This is a genomic window from Candidatus Pantoea bituminis, assembly GCF_018842675.1.
Classification (GTDB): domain Bacteria; phylum Pseudomonadota; class Gammaproteobacteria; order Enterobacterales; family Enterobacteriaceae; genus Pantoea; species Pantoea phytostimulans.
This window is the reverse complement of the sequence record NZ_JAGTWO010000002.1, coordinates 133,493-152,661: the sequence shown is the minus strand read 5'-3', so window position 1 is coordinate 152,661 and position 19,169 is coordinate 133,493. Positions and strand designations below refer to the sequence as shown.

Sequence of the window (19,169 nt, the reverse complement as noted above, 5' to 3'; positions counted from 1 at the left end):
ATTTACTGCTCAGCCACCATGCTGGGAGCGGCGGGCTTCTGTTCGCCGCTTTTTTGTCCGGCAGGACGAAATAAAGGAGATTTCCATTGGAACCGATCAAATTTGTCAGTTTCTCCACGCTTGATGGACGGGTTAAAGGTTATGGTCTGATAAAGGGACAGGGTGTGATTGATCTCAGTAAACGCGTTGGCGATCGCTGGCCAACACTTGATGCGATCATTGCCGATAATGCCCTGCAAACATTGACCGCCGACGCGGAAAACCTGCCCGTTGACTATGCGCTAAGCGAGATTCAGTTTGAAGTGCCGCTCACTCATCCCGGTAAGATTTTATGTGTGGGGGTTAATTATCCCAACCGTAATGCCGAGTACAAAGATAATCAGGTCGCGGTTGATTACCCTTCTCTGTTTGTCCGTTTTCCAGAGTCACTCACCGGACATCTTCAGCCTTTGCTGCGTCCTGCCGAAAGTGAACAGCTTGATTATGAAGGCGAGATTGTGATCGTTATAGGTAAAGCGGGCCGCCGCATTGCCCAGAACGACGCAATGGATCATATTGCGGCCATTACGCTGGGCAACGAAGGCACGGTGCGTGACTGGGTCCGCCACAGCAAATTCAACGTCACTCAGGGTAAAAATTTTTATCATTCCGGCGCGATCGGTCCCTGGCTGGTGCCCTTTACCCATGCCGCTCAGCTGAATGATATCCATCTGGCTACTTACGTGAACGGTGAGCTTCGCCAAAACGACCGTACCAGTAATATGACCTTCTCTTTCGCCTGGATCATCGCTTACGTTTCGACTTTTATTCCACTGAATCCCGGCGATATCATTTTTACCGGTACGCCTACCGGTGCGGGTGCGCGCTTTGAGCCTCCCGTCTGGCTCAAGCCTGGTGATGTGATTGAAGTACAGGCGGAAGGGATTGGGACGCTGCGTAACGTTGTTCGCGATGAGGGGTGAATCATGCTTAGCCAGTCAGATATTTTGAGTGTGGCTGAAGCACTCGATAACGCAGAAAAATCACGTCAGCAAATTGGATTAGTCTCCCTTCTACATCCCACCATGACGCTGGATGAGGCCTATGCCGTTCAACGTGCCTGGGTGAAACAAAAAAAGAGACGGGGCGTAAGGTTATTGGCTGGAAGATTGGTCTGACATCAAAAGCGATGCAGTATGCGCTCAATATTTCCACACCAGATTCAGGCGTGCTGTTTGATGACATGCTGTTTGAAGATGGCGACACGATCACGGCAGATCGCTTTATTCAGCCGCGTATCGAAGCTGAACTGGCATTTATTATGAAAGCGCCGCTCAATGGCGAGAATGTTAGCGTCAGCGATGTTTTAAACGCCACCGCGTATATCGTGCCTGCACTGGAAATACTGGATACGCGCATTGTGCGAAGCGATCCCGCCAGCGGTAAATCGCGCACCATTATTGATACCGTTTCTGATAATGCCGCTAATGCCGGCATTGTATTGGGCAGCCAGCTTTTTGCGCCTGATCAGATTGATTTGCGCTGGACAGGGGCCATTGTGTCGCGCAATGCAACGGTGGAAGAAACCGGTTTAGGTGCGGGGTGCTTAATCATCCGGCACGTGGCATCGCCTGGTTGGCAAACCGGCTGTCACAATATGGCGATTACATTGAAGCCGGGCAGATCGTGCTGGCGGGCTCTTTTATTCGCCCGGTTGAAGCCCGTCATGGGGACACTATTCATGCTGATTTTGGGCCACAGGGTTCAGTCAGCTGCTATTTTGAGTGAGGTCAAAATGCCTGCACCCGTAAATCACTTTAAACAAGCGCTACTCAGAAAAGAGCCGCAAATTGGACTCTGGCTGGCGCTTGCCAGTCCTTATGCAGCAGAGATCTGCGCCGGTGCCGGGTTCGACTGGTTGCTGCTTGATGGTGAACATGCGCCGAATGATGTGCCGCTGTTGATGAGCCAGCTTCAGGCACTCTCTGTTGCATCGGGACATGCCGTTGTTCGCGCACCGATGGACGCACCGTGGCTGATAAAGCAACTGTTAGATATTGGCGCCCAGACATTATTAATTCCCATGGTCGAGAACGCAGAACAGGCACAGGCTCTGGTGAAAGCTGTTCGCTATCCACCGCAGGGCATTCGTGGAGTCGGCGCAGCACTGGCCCGTGCATCCGCTTTTAATCGTATCGCAGATTATCTGACGTCAGCGAATGAACAAATCTGCTTGCTGGTACAGATTGAAAGTCGCGCCGGTCTGGAGCAGTTGGATGCAATAGCCGCCACTGAAGGTGTAGACGGGGTGTTTATTGGTCCCGCCGATCTCGCTGCGGATATGGGATATCTTGGCCAGCCAGCCGCAGAAGAAGTCCAGCAAGCTGTTGAGCAAGCATTAATACGAATTCAGTCACATGGCAAAGCGGCAGGTATTTTAAGCGCCGATCCCTTACTTTGCGCCCGATATCTTGAGCTGGGCGCGACGTTTGTTGCGGTAGGCAGCGATGTGGGATTGTTGGTGAAATCCACCAGCGTGCTGGCAGCAGATTTCCATGCCAGGTTAAAAGAGTAAGCCATAAAAATGCAGACGAAACCGATCCTGTCTGCATTTTACTTCATTACATTAAACAGACTGCCAGGTTACATCCAGCTTTTCACGTACTGCCGCTTCTTCCAGATGACGCACTAAAATGTGCTGCATCTCCTGAAGATTTTCTGCGTTAAGCGCGGTTAAGCTCACGCGGAAAATGCCTTCCAGTGCCTCCATGCGCACTTCGCCCATACTCATGCGAAAATGGCCGCTGCTCTCATCGGTCACAACGGGTGTTCGGTGTTGAAAATGGCTACAAAGGCGGCGTAAATAACGTTCGCCATTTGGGGTTGCGATATCAGCAACGCATTTTTCTGCGCCCTCGCTTAACACCGGCAGGTTGAACAACGCTTCAATTTGATTTGCTGCGACATGAATAATATCGCCTATACGCGCAATCACTTCGTCGGCAACCGGCTCCATTTTAATGCGCAAACTTAGTGCGCGTTTCAGGTGATCCATCGCCTCTACGATTGCCTGTGGCGATTTGCCATGCGCTTTCGGCACGACACGTGCCATCAGCATATCGGTCACGCTTTTATTCGCACTGAGAAATGCTTTACCTTCATCGGTAATACTGTAGCGTTTACGCCCGCCCTTTTCTAAATCGATTTCAGTGTAGCCGCGATCGTAAAGCCAGGTTAAAGCCGGATAGATGACACCCGGGCTGGGCTTATAGGTGCCGCCCAGGCGCTCTTTTACTTCGTGGATCAGTTCGTAGCCGTGGCTGGGTTGTTTGGCGATCATTGCCAATAACAGCAGGCGCAGTTCACCATAGTCGAAGGCGCGCGTGCGCCGGCCTGGTTTACCGCCGACCTGTGTTACAGCACTGTCGGCTTGCCCGGTGCTGAGATTATCTGCAATCTCATCCGAACGGCGATTCTGGACCATTATTACCCCGTTCAATAACCACACTATATAACTGGATTTTAAATATATCGGAAATGTTGTAACTGACCAAGCCAACACGCGACTTGATAAGATTTTCCAATCAGGTTCGTTGGTCTGAGTCGCAAAAATGCGCTTAATTTTTTACTGTCAGATGCACAGGCAATATAGATAAACAGGCGGGCAGACACAAATGCTGCCCGCAATTTTCATTCTCCCAGCACAGCAGTAAAATCGCACTGAATGAGCGTATTGCCGGTGAAATTACCCTCTAATGCATGACGGGCAGGGCGGGCGTTGGCGTCAGGAAAGGCTTTCTCCCAGTGACGATTCACCGTTTCGCGTTGAGATTTATCCTGCATCCACAACGTCATTTTAATCACATCCTCAAGCGTTCCCCCTGCGGCTTCTACAATGCTGCGCACATGCATAAACATCAGTTCACACTGTTGTTCCAAATCTTCGGGTACCTGCTGCGTATGCGGATCGCGACCATAGATAACGCCAGAACAGAGCATTGGCCCGATGCGGCAGGCTGCCGGAATGGGATTAGCATGGGGAAAACCATCTATATAAATACTTTGCCGTTTAGCCATAACCTTCTCCTGAAGTCAGTCAGAATTAATAGTCGTCATCCGCCATCTTTGCGCCAAAGCGATACACCAACCGCAAGCGTTCGGCGTGATAATTACCGGTGACTTCTGAAGGGGAATGCACGTAATCCAACTCAAATTCCAGATGCAGGCGCGGAGTGACGTTATAACCAAGGATCATAAAGGCTGCGTTGATGTTCTCAGCAGGCAGCGGATAATAGATGCCGGTAGAGTCTTTCAACTCCAGACGCGTTACGCCTAATACGCCTAACCAAGTTTCATCATGATAGGCGTAGCGCAGTGCAAACGCGTTACCAGGTTGGTTGGTGGTGACCATAGAAACCAGCGGCTGTCCGCTCTCCAGCGGCGTATGGTCATAAATGCCATAACTGTAAGGTGCAAAGAAGCCACCGCTCAGGAAAGCATCCTCTTTGGACGGCACATAGGTGGCAGCAAAATAGATGTCGTGATTGCGCGAACGCATGCCGATGCGTCCTGAATAGAGATCGGTATCAACGTTGCGATACGGCGAGGCTTGATCGCTGGCATCCCACTCATGCAGATATTGTGCGCCCCAGTAAGGCGTCCAGTTGCCGAACTTTAGTCCAGCGACAGGAATTTCCGCGCCACCATAAGCGAGTTGAGCGCGTTTATCAAAATTGTAATACCAGGCTTCTGCGGTGGTGTTCCAGCGCCGGCCATAACGTAAACCCAACGTGGTAAAACCATCGCTGTCAACCGAGGGAACGCTGGTATCTTCTATTTCCGGATTGCCCGCATCACCCTTTTCAAAATGCTCTGAACTCAGCGGTTTGAAACGATAGATACGGTAAGCATTGAGTTTGAAATCGCCTTTCTGATTTAGCGCGTATGTACCGCCAAAGCCCTGATATAGGGCAGGGACCATTGTCCAGCCTTCGCCCTCGTTCGCAAAAGGGGTATCGATGCCAAAACGACCAGCCTGAAGATCAAGCCCATATCCCTGATAGCGCAGAAAAGCTTTTCCGAGCACCGTCGTGTTATCGGATGGCAGATAAATTTCAGTTTTCTCAACATCAGAAGGATTCATTCCCAGGTTATAAGCACCATAAGCGCCCAGCCCAACGCTGAATCCACCGATTTCCGGACTGCGATACTGAATATCACCGCCCAGCGAACTGGTGCGCTTGTTCGGTAACGTACCGCTGAACTCTTTGAAAAAAGTCATGGTCTTCAGCTCGCCAGATATATTTCCCTGAGCGAGCCAGTCGTTGAAGCTGTCTGATTCAGTAGCCGGTAATGCTTCGGCGTAACACGCACTGCAAAACAGTGCCAGAGGCACGACGGTTAAAGCAGTTGTTTTAAATTTTTGGACACGCATTGCCTGATAACCTCGTTTTATAAATATGTAGGGTTAATGTCTATTAGGGTTTTTAGGCGCAGCGAAGCCTTCCGCTTCATCAGGAAGCAGTCAACAAACGCTGTGGATTACCCGGGCAAAACGACGTCACCCGGTACGACGGAAATTCAGGCTTTGCAGCCTGTTATTGCTTCTGATATTGCATCAGCAAGGCCTTGCCGTAATCGTTACCGTTCGGGATGCGGGTGATGGTATGAATATGAAAGCGTGCTGGCTCTTCATTGGTAAGCCACATGCCGCTGTGATGATCGAATTCCAGTAATACCACTGGGCTTTGAATGCGGTAATAAAACACGTCGTCATTGCCGCAACCGCCGATCCAGCTCCACCAGGTTGACTCCAGGTGCTGCTCAATCTGTTTGAGACGAGCCTCACGCGGTCCGTCAGGTAAAAAATCGAGAAAAACGCGAATGGTTTCCATCAAACTGGCGCGCTGTGATGCGTTAAATTCTGCTACGCAAATGCCCTCCAGCGGTATAACGCGATTATCCTGGAATGCGCCGCCCAAGTGTCGCTGATCGGCAAAGTTGAAACGCTCTGGAGGCATCAGCGGATCTTCCATCTGCTGATAAAGGGTTGCTCGCGCCTGCTGATCCGCGTTGAGGGATTGCATCAATGCCAGACCACGCTGCTCCTCTTCGGTGAACAGCACGCAGTCAGTGTCATCACCGCGCGCAATGACGTTTGGCTCTACACCCATAAATGTGGGGGCGATAACCAGTTGCCGCCCTATGATAAAGCAGCAAAACGCCACATGATGGCCATAGATACTCCAGCCCCAGGGCTGCGTAGCAGAACGGCTCCCCGAAGAGCATGAAGTGAAAACTCCAGCGGTTCATGATATTGGTGAGGTCGTAAAGTTCGCCCAGAAAATGATTAGCATCCATCAGCTGCTGCACTTTGATAAAACCCCGTTCACTGGTGCAACTGCGTAACAGCTTCAGGAAGGCTTCACGGGTTGCTGTTGAGGTTTCTTCAAGCCGTACGCCGTAATCATTAAACGGGATTTCAGGATTGTACCAGGCGCGCCACTGTTTGGCCTCTATAGGGTAACACGCCTCTGTCTGCACCTCAGGCGCCAGGGTTTGTAAAAGAGCCTGGGCGGCGGCAACAGCATTTTCAACGGCAAAGCCCTCATCCTGCAGGCGATAAAGATCGGGTTGGATTTCACCGTTGCTGGTAATGCCGCGAAAGGTTTCATCCAGCATCGCCTGCCAGTGTGCTTTCAATTTTTGCGCTTTATCGGTTGCAAGCATGCGTTCGCCATAAGTATGCACGTCGACGCCACGAGCAAGACCAATACGATGCGCATCCGCTGGCATTAAGTAATCACGAAAATTTCGGCTGGTCATAACATCCTCCGGCGATTAAGAGTGAGCGGCTTCTGCCACCACACGATTTTCTATATGGCCCAGGCCTTCTATCTCCAGCCGCATGACATCGCCGGGTTGCAGGAAGCGGCCTGTTGGTGCGCCAATGCCCGAAGGTGTGCCGGTGGCAAGAATATCGCCCGGCTCAAGCGTCATCACTGTTGAGAGGTACTCGATTTGCGTATAGATGTCGTAAATCATGTCGCCGCTGCCGGAATGCTGACGCAGCTCTCCGTTCACATAGAGTTTCATATCCAGATTAAGCGGATCGGGAATTTCGTCTGCGGTTGTGAGCCAGGGACCTGTTGGGCCATGAGTATCGAAGGATTTACCCAAGGTGAAGGTGGGTGATTTGTGTAACCAGTCTCGGGCTGAAACATCATTCACGATAAGGTAACCCGCAATGACAGCAGCCGCATCGCTGGCTTTGACGTGACGACAGCGTTTACCAATCACGACGCCCAGCTCAATTTCATAATCCATTTTATCGCTGACATCAGGCTTTACGACTGGCGAAAATGGACCGTTTATGCAGGATACCTGCTTGTTGAACCACATCTGACTTTCAGGGATCGTTATGCCAGCCAGTCGGGCTTCATCCGCATGTTTACGGTAATTCATGCCAATCCCGAGAAATTTCTGCGCATCCTGTACTGGCGCTTCTAACTGAACCTCTGACAGTGGAAAAGCCGGTTCGCTGGTTTCTTCAAGCACTCTCCTCAGCTGCGGCAAATCAGTAATCAGCTGTCGCATTGATTCAGACACACCCGACACAGCGGAGAGATCGATTACCCGATCGTTAATGACTTTGCCAATACGCGTATAACCCTGCTCCGTAAAACGTACCAGTTTCATGCTGTTCTCCTTTATTGAATAAGTAGTCTTTACGACTGATAAGGGGTCAGTTGAGAGAGAACGATCTGCCAGCCCTGCGGCATACGTCGCAGTACCAGTGTGGAGAAGCCAAACCGTACTTTTTCCTCGCCCGTTTCCAGCAGCCGAATGGTGTTACGTGTATTGCCGGTGAGGATGGCAATATTGCCCTCCAGACGAATTTCAGGGGTAGCGCGTGAAATGGCGATAAAGCCACCCATGCGTTCAATATGTGTCAAAAGTTGCTGCTTGTTATGGACCATGCCGGTGCTGTGAATGTGGACAAGATCCTCTGCCAGTAAACGTTCCAGTAAAACCAGGTCGGGCCGCGTTATGGCCTGCTGGCGCTGCTGTTCGAATTCAAGCAGCTCGCTAAATTGCGGTTTCATTATCTACATCACCTCCATTAAATCAGGCCGTCGTAAGAACCACCGTCGAGTTGCAGATTCTGGCCCGAGATAAAAGAGGCTTGCTGACTGCATAAAAAAGCGCAGGCGGCACCAAATTCTTGCGGCGAGCCATAACGCCTTGCGGCAATAGATTGCACATTGCGCAAGCGAGCCTCTTCACGGCTGATACCCTCTTTCGCGATTAAACGCTGAAGCATAAATTCCTGCCGGGGCGTATCAATCCGCTCAGGTAACAGGTTGTTAATCGTGACATTGTCTTTCGCCACGTCCTGACTGATGGCTTTACATATTGCCGTTAGTGCGGTGCGCGCTGAGGTTGATAACCCCATCATGTAATGTGGCGATTTCACCATGGCGGAGGTGATGTTAACGATGCGGCCAAAGCCCCGGGCCTGCATACCCGGAAGCCAGGCACGTATCAGCTGAACGGCGGGAATAAAATTGGCTTCCATTGCATTGCGTAAAGCATCCTCGCTCCAGTCAGATAACGCACCAGGCTGAGGCCCGGCATTATTCGTGACCAGAATGTCTACTTGCTGTAATGAAGAAATGATTTTTTCCCTTCCCAAAGATGTCGTTAGATCCGCAGCTATATAACTGACGACCGTTTTTGGATTATTAAGGCGAAGCCGTTGCACAACGCTTTGCAGTTTGCTTTCATCACGCCCGTTTAAAATGATGTGTACGTTTTCTGCCGCTAATGCCTGAGCACAGGCCAGTCCCAGCCCCTGCGATGAAGCACAGACAAATGCGATCTTGTTTTCTATGCCTAAGTCCATGATTCCTCCGTTATTTATCGAATTCTTCAGGGTTATATCAATTACTGAACTTTTTGGTGTGCAGCCCTATTCAGCCTGGCGTTACTTGATATTAGATATATCTGTTATTGCGATATGTCTAGATATTGCGCCTCTCTGAGAGCGAAAACTCAGAAGTCGGTCACGGATCGTTAACAGGAAAAATAGGGGGATCAGACGTTGTTTTGAAGGGGCGTTAGGCAGTCTCAGGGAAAAAGGGTCTGGATAGCAAAAACAGCTATTTAGACAGGTAGGGTGAAGTTATCAGCGTTGCGGGGTGTGATGCGCCTACCGCTTCTCAGCGGTAAGCGTGGGGACGAACCAGCGAAACTTTCGCGTGACAGCGTCAGAATACGGAGCCGGAAAGCTTCAGGATGCCGGTTGTTAGCTGGCTGACCACGTTTTCGCGTCGCGACTCCGGCTGCACCTTCTCAGCCCTGGAAGATATCCGTATCTCCGAACACGACATTATTGCTGTGGGCTGAGAATCAAAGTATGCGTAATGTCATTTATATAAAATAACTGATCAGTATGACCATGCTCAGGCCTACAACTGAATTTATCAGCTCCAGCAAACCCCAGGTTTTAAATGTGTCTTTCATCGATATACCAAAGGTTTCTTTAAATAACAGAAAGCCACCGTCATACATCAATGTGATAGTATTACTGCCACAGGCTACAGCCAGAGCCATTAACGCTGGATTAAGATTAAACGCGCCAATCATCGGTGCAACGATGCCTGCTGATGTAATTGCTGCAACAGCACCTTGTCCGGTAAGAATTCGAATAACAGCGGTAATTAACCACGCGATAATAAAAGGTGAAAATGGAACATGACTCATAACATGAACGATGCTGTCACCTACATCTGAATCAATAATCACTTGTTTGAGAATGCCACCGGCGCTGATGACAAACAACACGTTGGCAATCTGAGCGATCGCCACACTGACTTTTTTCGTGATCGCTTCTGATGTTAATCCCCGCTTAACGCCCAGTACCCAAATTGCTGCGCAAGTCGCCAATAGCATGCTGATTTCTGCGCTGCCCAGTAATTCACAAATGTGTGTGAGTTCAGAATCCTTACCCGCGAGCGGTTTTATCACTGAAGCCAGAATCATCAATACCGCCGGTATCAGTGGAATCATGATACTGGTTCTGAAAGAGGGTAAATTATGCGTATCCAGTTCTTCAATGGGCTTAATCATTGAATTAAGCGGGATGTTATTAATGCCTGGCAGCAACTTTGGCAACAGAATTCCTGCACAAAATAAAGCAGGAATAATCACTAATACACCATAAAAATAAACCTGAACGATGTCTGCCCCAAATGCACTAATTAATGCAACAGGGCCTGGCTGCGGTGGAAATAGACTGTGCCCCATCGTTGCACCTACTACGGTAGGTATAACCAGTTTCATATAAGGAATGTTGGCTTTCTTCGCAATATTCATAACCAGCGGCATAGCGATAAGAAATGCGACTTCATAAAACATCGCGATGCCAAATATCACACCGATAAAGATCAGGCCAACAGAAAGAAAACGCGTGCCGCAGTGGCGGATAACCGTATCCGCTATCTGCTGACTGGCCCCTGACTCCGTCATGAACTTGCCGATGATCGCACCAAATATAATGATCAGCGCCAGGTGCCCCATAATACTGCCAATACCTTGCTGTACCGTGGAGACTATTTTGTCTAACGGAATGCCTACTGCGACAGCAACAAATATCCCGGCAATAAGCAGCGAGAAAATATTATGAAATTTATATTTAATATTGAGCACGACCAGCAACGCAATACCTGCCAGCACCCAAAAAAGTGATAAGAAAGGTGACATGATGATCCTTAACTATTTTGTAGGCGTTTTTATAATGAGGTAAAACAAGACAGCGGGAGCATGTCCCGCTGTGAGGGGTTATTTTTGACTGACGGCTTCCCATAATCCGAGAATATAAGTCACACCCAGCGCACGGTCATAAAGACCGTAACCGGGTCTGCCTGTTTCTCCCCAAATAAAACGTCCGTGGTCAGGCCTAATATATCCATCAAAGCCATTATCGTGCAGGGATTTAATGACGCGCAGCATATCTAATGAACCATATTGCGTCGGATGAGCTGACTCGTAAAAATCTTTATCTTTTATAATTTTGATGTTTCTGACATGGGCAAAGTGAATGCGCTTGCGGCGTGAAAACTCGCCAAGAATGGCATAAACATCATTTTCCGGATCTTCGGCGATGGAGCCGGTGCACAACGTCAGACCATTGGCTTCTGAATCAACAACGTTGCAAATCCAGTCCAGATCGTCACGGTTTTTGACTACGCGAGGTAAGCCAAAAATTGAATAAGGCGGATCGTCTGGATGGATTGCCATCTTGATGCCGACTTCTTCACAGACAGGAATAATTTCTTTCAAAAAGTAAGCCAGATTTTCCCGCAGTAGCGCATCGTCAACATCTTTGTATTTTGCAAACAACTCCTGCACTTTTGCCAGGCGTTCAGGTTCCCATCCCGGTAAGGCAAAGCCGTTTGAATTTCCCAGAACTTCTTTGACAACGTCATCCAGACTTTTATCGATACCGGCATTTTTCAAATGCCATCGTCAGCGAGCCATCAGGCAGAACATAGTTCATGTCTGTTTTCATCCAGTCAAAGACGGGCATGAAGTTATAGCAAATAACTTTTACACCGAACCCGGCCAGGTTACGGAGAGTTTGCTTGTAGTTGGAAATATAGCGATCGCGGGAAGGTAAACCAATCTTGATATCGTCGTGAATGTTAACACTCTCGATGACTTCCATTGTCAGACCCGCAGCATGAGCCTGTTCAACGAGTTTCTTAATCTTTTCCTGGGGCCAGACTTCACCGACGGGCACATCATAAAGCGCACCGACTACGCCTGACACACCTGGTACTTGCCGTATATGTTCCAGCGGAATTTTATCTTCTTCTGGTCCAAACCAACGCATCGTCATCTGCATATGAATTACTCACCGTATAAAATGTATGTATCTATCTACCATTCTAGTATGTGTTAAGAAGATGTTTTTTAAGTTGACCGCACTCACATTATGAACACGCTGGGACGCAGTTTGAGACGGTTTTTAAGACAGATGCCAGCAGCGACAAGACTCTCCCGGCCGCTACTGGCATGGCTTTAAAGAAGATACTGATGCTTATCACTTTCAAGGAAGTGAGTCATTTTGGCCCTCGCGGCAACGCGTATTACCCCTGGCGAGCACATGCGTTAACTCAGTCACAATTTTTTAACTTCACTCTTCCATCTCTTGACTGTTAACCGCTCTGTCGTAAAACTCGTAAAAAGTAAAACGTTTTACTTTTCCACTCAGGCGTCGCGGTATATATGCATTTTCCGTGATATTTCCGGGGTTATAACTCTACTGGGATACATCATGAAACACGTAGAAGAGTACGATAATTCACTGGTCGGCATTGATGTTGTGCCGGATCATCCTCAGCCAGAAATATCATCACTGGCGAGAGGCGCGATTAAAAAGCCCGGATGCGCTTAATGCCGCTGATCCTGATGATGTATCTGCTGGCGTTTATTGATCGTTCTAATATTGGCATGGCGGCATTAACCATGAACCAGTCTTTAGGGTTAACGCCTGAGCATTTTGGCTTCGCTGTAGGCATCTTCTCTTTTGGCTACATCCTGTTTGAAATTCCCAGTAATGTTCTACTGGAACGTTATGGCGCACGCTTTTGGTTAGCCAGGATCATGATCACCTGGGGCGTTATTTCGATGGCGATGGCGTTCGCACAAGGTGTGGTGAGTCTCAGCATCCTACGATTTTTATTAGGTGTAGCTGAAGCGGGCCTCGCACCTGGTATTGTTTTTTATCTCACCACATGGTTCCCCAAGAAAGAGCTGGCCAGGGTTTTTTCCATTTACTATTTAGGTGTTCCACTGGCCGCCATTATTGCCAATCCTTTATCGGGATATATTCTCGACAATTTCCATAATGTGGGTGGGCTGGAAAGTTGGCAGTGGCTGTTTTTAATCGAAGGATGCCCGCCGGTGATTTTGTCGGTGATCGTTTTTCTTTACCTCACGGATAAACCGGCTAAAGCCTCCTGGCTTAAGCCTGAGGAACGTCAGGCCTATCAGGAGCTGATGGAAAAAGAGCAAGAAGCAACATTAGCGGTGGGGCACTCGGGTTTGAAAGCGATGTTCAAAGACCGCCGAGTGTGGATCTTAGGCCTGGCTTACTTCTTTACAGTCATTGGCTTAACCGGTCTCGGTTTCTGGATGCCGCAGTTTATTAAACGCTTTGACTATTCAGACACTGTGGTAGGACTGCTTGGCACTATTCCCTATATCGTTGGTGCCGTAGTGATGTGCTGGTGGTCAAATCATTCTGACAAAACGAACGAGCGCACCTGGCATTTCATTCTGCCTTCGCTGGTGTTTTCTGCTGGTTTCGTGGTCGCAGCCATAAGTGATTCTCCCGTTATATCAATGCTGGGACTGACGCTTTCGACTGTTGGCATGCTGGCATGTGTTCCGACGTTTTATACTCTGCCCGCCTCCTTCCTAACCAGCCAGGGTTCTGCGGGTGGCCTGGCGCTCATCAACTCTATTGGGAATGTTGGCGGTTTCTTTGGCCCTTTCCTGGTGGGGCTCACTATTTCCCTTACCGGTAAATCACAAAACGGCCTTTATCTGTTATCGATTCTGGTGCTGTTCTCGCCGTTACTGATTTATCTCCTGAGTAAAAGTCGCCGTCAGGCCGCTGGCTGGCGTTAAACCCTACGCATCAAACCCTGTCAAGGAGTAGAAAATGAACTTAGCAGCACTGTTAGCTGAGCGTGCCTGTGCCGTGAAATCAGGTGCAGCACAACCGGTCCGAGTTGGCATCATTGGCGCAGGTAAATTTGGATCGATGGTTCTTGCCCAACTGCGCCATCTGGACGGTTTGCAGGTGGTGGCCATTGCCGATCTCGACGTGAGTAAAGCCCGTGCAGCCCTGGCGCGAGTGGGCTGGCCTGAATCTCAGTATCAGGCACAAACTATCGATGCTGCGTTGCGCGAAGGGTCAACCTGTGTGGTTGAGGACGCGGAAAAACTGTTCCGCTGCGAGCAGATCGATTGCATTGTTGAAGCCACAGGCCATCCGCTGGCGGGAACCCGTCATGCGCTCCATGCTGTTGAACATGGCAAGCATGTGGTGATGGTAAACGTTGAGGCCGATGTGCTATGCGGCCCCTTAATCGCTGAGCGTGCGCGTCAAAATGGTGTGATTTACAGCATGGCGTACGGGGATCAACCCGCCATTATTTGTGAACTGGTGGATTGGGCCAAAGCCTGCGGATTTGAAATTGTTGCGGCCGGTAAAGGCATGAACTTTGAACCACGCTATCGCTATTCTACTCCGGATACAGTATGGGGGTTTTTGGCTGGAGCGAAGAAGAAGTGGCGGCCGGAGACTTCAATCCTAAGATGTATAATTCCTTCACTGACGGCACCAAAGCGGCAATTGAAATGGCGGCAGTGGCCAACGCGACCGGACTGGATTGTCCTGATAACGGACTGGCTTTTCCTCCAGCCGGTGTGCATGACCTGGCGCGGGTCTTTTCACCTGAGTCTGACGGTGGACGATTGAGCCGTAGCGGTCTGGTGGATATTGCTGCCAGCCAGGAGCCTGATGGACGGGAGGTGCTGAACAACATTCGCTATGGCGTATTTGTCACGTTTAAAGCCCGGGATGAATACAGCCGCGCCTGTTTTAAACAGTACGGACTGCTGACCGATCCCAGTGGTTGGTATGCCTCTATGTGGCGTCCTTTCCATCTCATCGGCCTTGAAACCAGCATCAGTATTCTCTCTGCGGTACTCCGTAATGAAGCCACCGGTTCGGCTTTAAGCTTCCGGGGTGATGCTGTCGCAACGGCTAAACGAGACCTCAAAGCGGGCGAGATGTTGGATGGCGAAGGTGGGTTTACCGTCTGGGCCAATGCACTGCCAGCCAACATCAGCGTGGCGCAGGATCTGTTACCCATGGGATTAGCGCATCACGTTCGTCTGGTTAAAGATGTCGCCAAAGACAAAGCGGTACGTTTTTCTGATGTTCAGTTTGATAACAATCTGGATATCGTAGAGTTGCGTAAGCAGATGGTCAGTCTGGCGGGATTATAAACAGTGATATTACCCGCTATTACCGTTGCAGTAGCGGGTAATGTCTGGAGAAACAACATGGCTTCAGAAACACGTATTGGATTGGCTGGCGCCGGATTAATGGGACAGCCAGTGGCACGGCGCTTAGCCGCTGCCGGCTATTCCGTTGCGGTGTGGAATCGTTCTAAAGATAAAGCGCATGCTCTGGAAAAGTACGGTGTTACGGCTGTAGACACTCCCGCCCAGTTAATGGCAGGCAGTGATGTCATCATCTGTTTATTGAGCGATGCGCAAGCCTGTAACGATGTCATTTTTAATGATAACGCGCTGAAGCACATCAGGAAAAAAGCCGTCATCATTATGATGAGCACCCTTTCGCCACAGATTGTGATTGAGCAGCAACACAAGGTGAACGCAGCACAGGCGGACTATCTCGATATGCCGGTATCAGGTGGCACGACGGGGGCAGAAAACGGCACATTGTCATTGATGGCCGGTGGTAATGCAGAAACTATTGACCGGTTACGCCCGCTGCTGTCTCACCTGGGTAAAGTCACGCGTGTGGGAGAGGTGGGCGCTGGCCAACTGACTAAACTCGCCAATCAGATAATTGTCGCAGGCACGCTGAGTTTGTTGTCGGAAGCCTTTACCCTTGCCCAGCGCGGCGGAGCCGATCCGGCAAAAGTGCGTGAAGCATTGCTGGGTGGTTTTGCTGACTCAACCCTGTTGCAACAGCAAGGCGAACGTATGGTAAACGAAGACTTTGAGGCCCGCGGCGCGGCAAAGTGGCAGCTTAAAGACACGCGCAGCAGTGTGGCGCTGGCTGAGCAATTTGGTCTGACATTACCGCTGACTGAGACGGTGAACCAGCTTTTCAGCCAAATGATTGACGCTGGGGATGGCGACTTAGATCACTGCGCCATTATCAGGCAAATTCAGCGTTTAAACGGCATGCCTATTTAACCCGGGCCACGCTCTCACGCTTGATTAACGTGCTGTTTAGTTCACAGGGCTTCTGCCTCTCACCGGAGAGACTTAATAGTGCCTTATCGGCCAACTCTTCAAGAGGGTGTTTGATAACGCTAATTGACGGGCTCAGGAGTCGGCTCCAGTGGCTGTCATGGTAAACAATCAGCGAGAGGTCTTCAGGAACAGAGAGCTTCAACTGCCGGATGCGCGACATAATCATCGGTGCAATCGACGTATTTCCAATAATGATTGCAGTCGGTGGTTCCTGAAGCGATAACAACTCATCAAGCGCCTGGCTGGCTAGCGGATCACGAAAGTTCTTCACTACCGCATACTGTTTTTCCCAGTCAATTCCATAGGCTTTCAATCCTTGTTTATAACCCTTCAGCCTTTGCAAAGAGGTTGAGGTATTCAGCGGGCCGCTTATCCAGCCAATACGGCGATGGCCTTGCTGAGCAAGATAACGAGTAGCCTCGCAGGCGGAAGCTTCATTGTTAAAGCCAATGACACTGGCATGTGTCACCTCGCTAAGGTAGCGATCGATGAAAACAATAGCGATGCCCATCTCGCTAATGGATTGCCACATATCGCTATTCGCGCTGGTGGGCGTTGCTATGATGGCTTTAACCCGCTTTTGCATTAACATGCTCAAGCTTTCCCGCTCCAGCAGCGGATCTTCTTGCGTAGTAACCAAAATGACGTTCATGGCCATTTCTCTGGCGCGACGGACAATGAGATCGGAGATCTCAGAAAAAAATCGTTTGCGATGTCTGCTACAACCAGGCCAATCGTGTTGTTCATACTGGTTTTAAGCTCACGAGCGGCACTCTGAGGGGTATAATTTAGCGTTTGCATTGCCTCCAGAATACGCTGACGGGTGCGTTCAGATACTGAACCTGAACCGGGGTTCAATACCCGAGAAACCACACCGATCGACACCTCTGCTAAGGCCGCCACCTCTTTGATGGTACTTTTCTTTTTATCTGTCAACGCAACACTCAGCCTCATCATCAGGTTAGCTAAGTTCATGTTAGATTAATCACTTCACAAGATAAACGTTCTTCAGTGATCAGCCTTCTTTAGTCTGCGTGAGGCTACATTTCTCTGCTTTGAGGGTGTGGTGTTGGCAGGTGGTTGTTAAGGCTGTTTTGAGATGTCAGGGTTTTAGCTAAACTGAAATATCCGTCAGGTCTTGCCGCTGTGATGTAAGCGAGGCAGTAAGCCGTCCTCAGCCAAGAAATCCTGGAAAAAGGACGATATTGCGGACATCTCACTATAGCCGCCATAAGCTAAAGTACGCATAAGAAACGTTATGGTAAATGCTGTCTGTGTACAGATGCGAAAAAGGCCGCCCGTGGGCGACCTCTTCCAGCACTTCCTTTTGCGACCATCCCTTATTTGTACAGCTCAGCGGTCATGTGAACGACGTTGCCGTTGCTGGCCTCAGTGATTTTGTACTGAGCCCCCTGCTGCTGAGCCTGAGCTGCGATTTGAGCCTCTGCGCCATCAAGCGTCAGGTCGGTCGCGGTAACGCTCTGCGCGAAGCTGCCGAAAGAAACGAGAGTCAGCGCTGAAACTGCAACGAAAATTTTGATGGATTTCATGATCATTTCCTTGGTCTGCTTTATCTGTTTGGAGGCGTATTGCCTCGATGTGATGAATGATAGAACTGACCAGGCGAGTATAAAAGCTGAATTATTTGCTCATATAGCCCAAAAACACTGAACAAAAAGCAAGCATCCTACAAAAGCTATCAAGGGAGGGTGTCATCAAGGGCGTTGGGATATTATGTTTAATCTAAATTTTCAGCTTGGTAGAAACACTGAATTGTGACGATTGGGTGTCCATTATATCAACTGATATTAGCCAAGAAATGTCCGCTTCTCGCTCATTGCGGACGCTGCAAAAGTTCAGTATACCAGTATGAGTTAAAGTACTTTCTCCTGTTGAACCTGCTTATTCATAAACTGCCTCGGCATGCGCAAATTCTTTACTCGCAAGCAGCCAGTATTCCCCTGACCGGAAACAGCGAAGTTCTCCTTCAAATACCCACTAATATAATGCTGAAACCACCGGAGGCATTATGAAATACAGAATCTCTGGCCTGAGAGCCGAGCAATTCACCCATCTTTTTGGACGGAGCGATAGCTATCTGGGAAGTTATGGGGCAGTAAGGCAAATCGTAGTTAGTTATCCCGGTTATCCCGACAGAATCTCATTGTGCGATATACCTGCTGGCGAAAACGCTCTTCTTATCAACCACATCTATCAGCCAGCAGATACTCCCTATCGCGGCTCTCATGCAATATATATTTGGGAGGGATGTACCGAACAAGGCATTTACATCAACAAATTACCTGAAGTTATGAAAGGTAGAATTCTTTCATTGCGGGCATATGACGAAAAACACTTTTTAAGAAAGGCAGATATCTGCGAGGGTCAATCTGCAGAACATCTCATGGAGATTTTCTTTGCCGATCCGCAGATTAGCTATATCCAGATACATAATGCGAAACAGGGATGCTACGCCTGTTTAGGTATGTTCGCCAGACGTAATCCCCGCTCAGGTTGATATGTAGTTACAGAACGTCTTAATACCGGGATAAGTACCAGCGCCATTGCGTGTGAATTTAATACAACCCGGCAAACCATACTCCAGCGTTTTCATAAGCAAACCCTCATTAAGCAGAAATGACGTCAGCTATACTGCATTGCGTTCTTCCTGCCCCGTGAGGACACTCTGCAAAAAGACATTTGTTTATTTGCCTCTTTTGCTGACAGTACCGCCTTTACGACCTGCTTCACGGGCCCTGTCCGGGTCGTTACGGAAATTACCGCCGCTCACCTGGCCGCCCTTTCGCCCTGCTTCGACAGCCCGTTCTTTGTTAACGGCGAAGTTGCCGGCCCCTCCACGTTTTTCACTCATGCAGCCTCTGGTTTCAGTTATGTTGTCTTTAAACTTTAGCCAGTAATCTCCGGCTTTGTATCGACGTGGTCATTCAGGGATGGCTGATGAATAAAAAGTCTGGCTAAGGATTACAGTTAGGTCTAAAAAATTCTGATATCCCTGCTTATGCTTCAGGGGATAACACCTGGCTGCTTCAGGCAAAAAAATACCCGCACAGGGCGGGTTAAAATTCGTTACAGAGAGTTCT

General features: G+C 49.3%; 19 protein-coding genes and 4 pseudogenes. 9 read left to right on the top strand and 14 right to left on the bottom strand.

Annotated features, from left to right (window positions below):
• Positions 1-86 precede the first annotated feature (86 nt).
• The 3 genes and pseudogenes from KQP84_RS02605 (at position 87) to hpaI (ending at position 2,554) form a co-directional block, all read left to right on the top strand.
• Positions 87-962: a fumarylacetoacetate hydrolase family protein gene (locus tag KQP84_RS02605; protein WP_215845103.1), complete on the top strand. Its 876-nt coding sequence runs from the start codon at positions 87-89 to the stop codon at positions 960-962.
• A gap of 3 nt (positions 963-965) precedes the next feature.
• Positions 966-1,767, top strand: a pseudogene (gene hpaH / locus KQP84_RS02600) (2-oxo-hept-4-ene-1,7-dioate hydratase).
• Positions 1,768-1,774: 7 nt separating this feature from the next.
• Positions 1,775-2,554 carry a 4-hydroxy-2-oxoheptanedioate aldolase gene (gene hpaI, locus KQP84_RS02595; protein ID WP_215845102.1) on the top strand — a complete coding sequence of 260 codons (780 nt, stop codon included), beginning with the start codon at positions 1,775-1,777 and terminating at the stop codon, positions 2,552-2,554.
• A 51-nt stretch (positions 2,555-2,605) separates the two neighbouring features.
• On the opposite strand, the gene KQP84_RS02590 is transcribed toward hpaI, so the two are convergent.
• The 10 genes and pseudogenes from KQP84_RS02590 to uxuA form a co-directional block, all read right to left on the bottom strand.
• Positions 2,606-3,463, bottom strand: coding sequence for a DUF2218 domain-containing protein (locus KQP84_RS02590; RefSeq protein WP_215845101.1), 858 nt, complete (start codon positions 3,461-3,463; stop codon positions 2,606-2,608).
• A 206-nt stretch (positions 3,464-3,669) separates the two neighbouring features.
• Positions 3,670-4,056, bottom strand: a complete 387-nt coding sequence (locus KQP84_RS02585) for a RidA family protein (protein WP_215845100.1) — start codon at positions 4,054-4,056, stop codon at positions 3,670-3,672.
• A gap of 25 nt (positions 4,057-4,081) precedes the next feature.
• A complete protein-coding gene (locus KQP84_RS02580) occupies positions 4,082-5,413 on the bottom strand; it encodes a hypothetical protein (protein ID WP_215845099.1) in 1,332 nt (443 codons plus the stop codon).
• A gap of 163 nt (positions 5,414-5,576) precedes the next feature.
• Positions 5,577-6,206, bottom strand: a complete 630-nt coding sequence (locus tag KQP84_RS25130) for a DUF3500 domain-containing protein (RefSeq protein WP_309140129.1) — start codon at positions 6,204-6,206, stop codon at positions 5,577-5,579.
• Positions 6,118-6,774: a DUF3500 domain-containing protein gene (locus tag KQP84_RS25125; protein ID WP_309140128.1), complete on the bottom strand. Its 657-nt coding sequence runs from the start codon at positions 6,772-6,774 to the stop codon at positions 6,118-6,120. The genes KQP84_RS25130 and KQP84_RS25125 overlap by 89 nt, the downstream gene beginning before the upstream one ends.
• Before the next feature lie 45 nt (positions 6,775-6,819).
• Positions 6,820-7,677, bottom strand: a complete 858-nt coding sequence (locus tag KQP84_RS02570) for a fumarylacetoacetate hydrolase family protein (RefSeq protein WP_215845098.1) — start codon at positions 7,675-7,677, stop codon at positions 6,820-6,822.
• A 29-nt stretch (positions 7,678-7,706) separates the two neighbouring features.
• A complete protein-coding gene (locus tag KQP84_RS02565) occupies positions 7,707-8,084 on the bottom strand; it encodes a nuclear transport factor 2 family protein (protein WP_215845097.1) in 378 nt (125 codons plus the stop codon).
• A 17-nt stretch (positions 8,085-8,101) separates the two neighbouring features.
• Positions 8,102-8,884, bottom strand: a complete 783-nt coding sequence (locus tag KQP84_RS02560; RefSeq protein ID WP_215845096.1) for an SDR family oxidoreductase — start codon at positions 8,882-8,884, stop codon at positions 8,102-8,104.
• A gap of 527 nt (positions 8,885-9,411) precedes the next feature.
• Positions 9,412-10,743: a gluconate permease GntP gene (gene gntP, locus KQP84_RS02555; RefSeq protein WP_215845095.1), complete on the bottom strand. Its 1,332-nt coding sequence runs from the start codon at positions 10,741-10,743 to the stop codon at positions 9,412-9,414.
• A gap of 78 nt (positions 10,744-10,821) precedes the next feature.
• Positions 10,822-11,887, bottom strand: a pseudogene (gene uxuA / locus KQP84_RS02550) (mannonate dehydratase).
• Between the two features lie 551 nt (positions 11,888-12,438).
• On the opposite strand from uxuA, the gene KQP84_RS02545 reads away from it, so the two are divergent.
• The 4 genes and pseudogenes from KQP84_RS02545 (at position 12,439) to KQP84_RS02530 (ending at position 16,008) form a co-directional block, all read left to right on the top strand.
• Positions 12,439-13,677 carry an MFS transporter gene (locus KQP84_RS02545; RefSeq protein WP_215845094.1) on the top strand — a complete coding sequence of 413 codons (1,239 nt, stop codon included), beginning with the start codon at positions 12,439-12,441 and terminating at the stop codon, positions 13,675-13,677.
• A 34-nt stretch (positions 13,678-13,711) separates the two neighbouring features.
• A pseudogene (locus tag KQP84_RS02540) lies at positions 13,712-14,314 on the top strand (Gfo/Idh/MocA family oxidoreductase); the annotation flags it as partial.
• On the top strand, positions 14,314-15,066 hold the full coding sequence (locus KQP84_RS02535; RefSeq protein WP_370661467.1) for a hypothetical protein: 753 nt from the start codon (positions 14,314-14,316) through the stop codon (positions 15,064-15,066). The pseudogene KQP84_RS02540 and the gene KQP84_RS02535, both read left to right, overlap by 1 nt.
• A gap of 57 nt (positions 15,067-15,123) precedes the next feature.
• Positions 15,124-16,008 carry an NAD(P)-dependent oxidoreductase gene (locus tag KQP84_RS02530; RefSeq protein WP_215845091.1) on the top strand — a complete coding sequence of 295 codons (885 nt, stop codon included), beginning with the start codon at positions 15,124-15,126 and terminating at the stop codon, positions 16,006-16,008.
• On the opposite strand, the gene KQP84_RS02525 is transcribed toward KQP84_RS02530, so the two are convergent.
• From KQP84_RS02525 to KQP84_RS02515, 3 genes are all read right to left on the bottom strand, one after another.
• Positions 16,001-16,720: a substrate-binding domain-containing protein gene (locus tag KQP84_RS02525; RefSeq protein ID WP_252515159.1), complete on the bottom strand. Its 720-nt coding sequence runs from the start codon at positions 16,718-16,720 to the stop codon at positions 16,001-16,003. The genes KQP84_RS02530 and KQP84_RS02525 overlap by 8 nt on opposite strands.
• Positions 16,717-17,043 (bottom strand): LacI family DNA-binding transcriptional regulator, encoded by a 327-nt coding sequence (locus tag KQP84_RS02520; protein ID WP_215845090.1) that lies wholly within the window; start codon positions 17,041-17,043, stop codon positions 16,717-16,719. The genes KQP84_RS02525 and KQP84_RS02520 overlap by 4 nt, the downstream gene beginning before the upstream one ends.
• A 365-nt stretch (positions 17,044-17,408) precedes the next feature.
• Positions 17,409-17,618 carry a YdgH/BhsA/McbA-like domain containing protein gene (locus KQP84_RS02515; protein WP_215845089.1) on the bottom strand — a complete coding sequence of 70 codons (210 nt, stop codon included), beginning with the start codon at positions 17,616-17,618 and terminating at the stop codon, positions 17,409-17,411.
• Between the two features lie 479 nt (positions 17,619-18,097).
• Here KQP84_RS02515 and KQP84_RS02510 point away from each other — a divergent pair, with 479 nt between their 5' ends.
• Together KQP84_RS02510 and KQP84_RS25750 are read left to right on the top strand one after the other, a co-directional pair.
• Positions 18,098-18,586, top strand: a complete 489-nt coding sequence (locus KQP84_RS02510) for a DUF1203 domain-containing protein (RefSeq protein WP_215845088.1) — start codon at positions 18,098-18,100, stop codon at positions 18,584-18,586.
• Between the two features lie 18 nt (positions 18,587-18,604).
• A pseudogene (locus tag KQP84_RS25750) lies at positions 18,605-18,709 on the top strand (hypothetical protein); the annotation flags it as partial.
• Positions 18,710-18,772: 63 nt separating this feature from the next.
• On the opposite strand, the gene KQP84_RS02500 reads toward KQP84_RS25750, so the two are convergent.
• Positions 18,773-18,940: a con-10 family general stress protein gene (locus KQP84_RS02500; RefSeq protein WP_215845087.1), complete on the bottom strand. Its 168-nt coding sequence runs from the start codon at positions 18,938-18,940 to the stop codon at positions 18,773-18,775.
• Between the last annotated feature and the right edge of the window lie 229 nt (positions 18,941-19,169).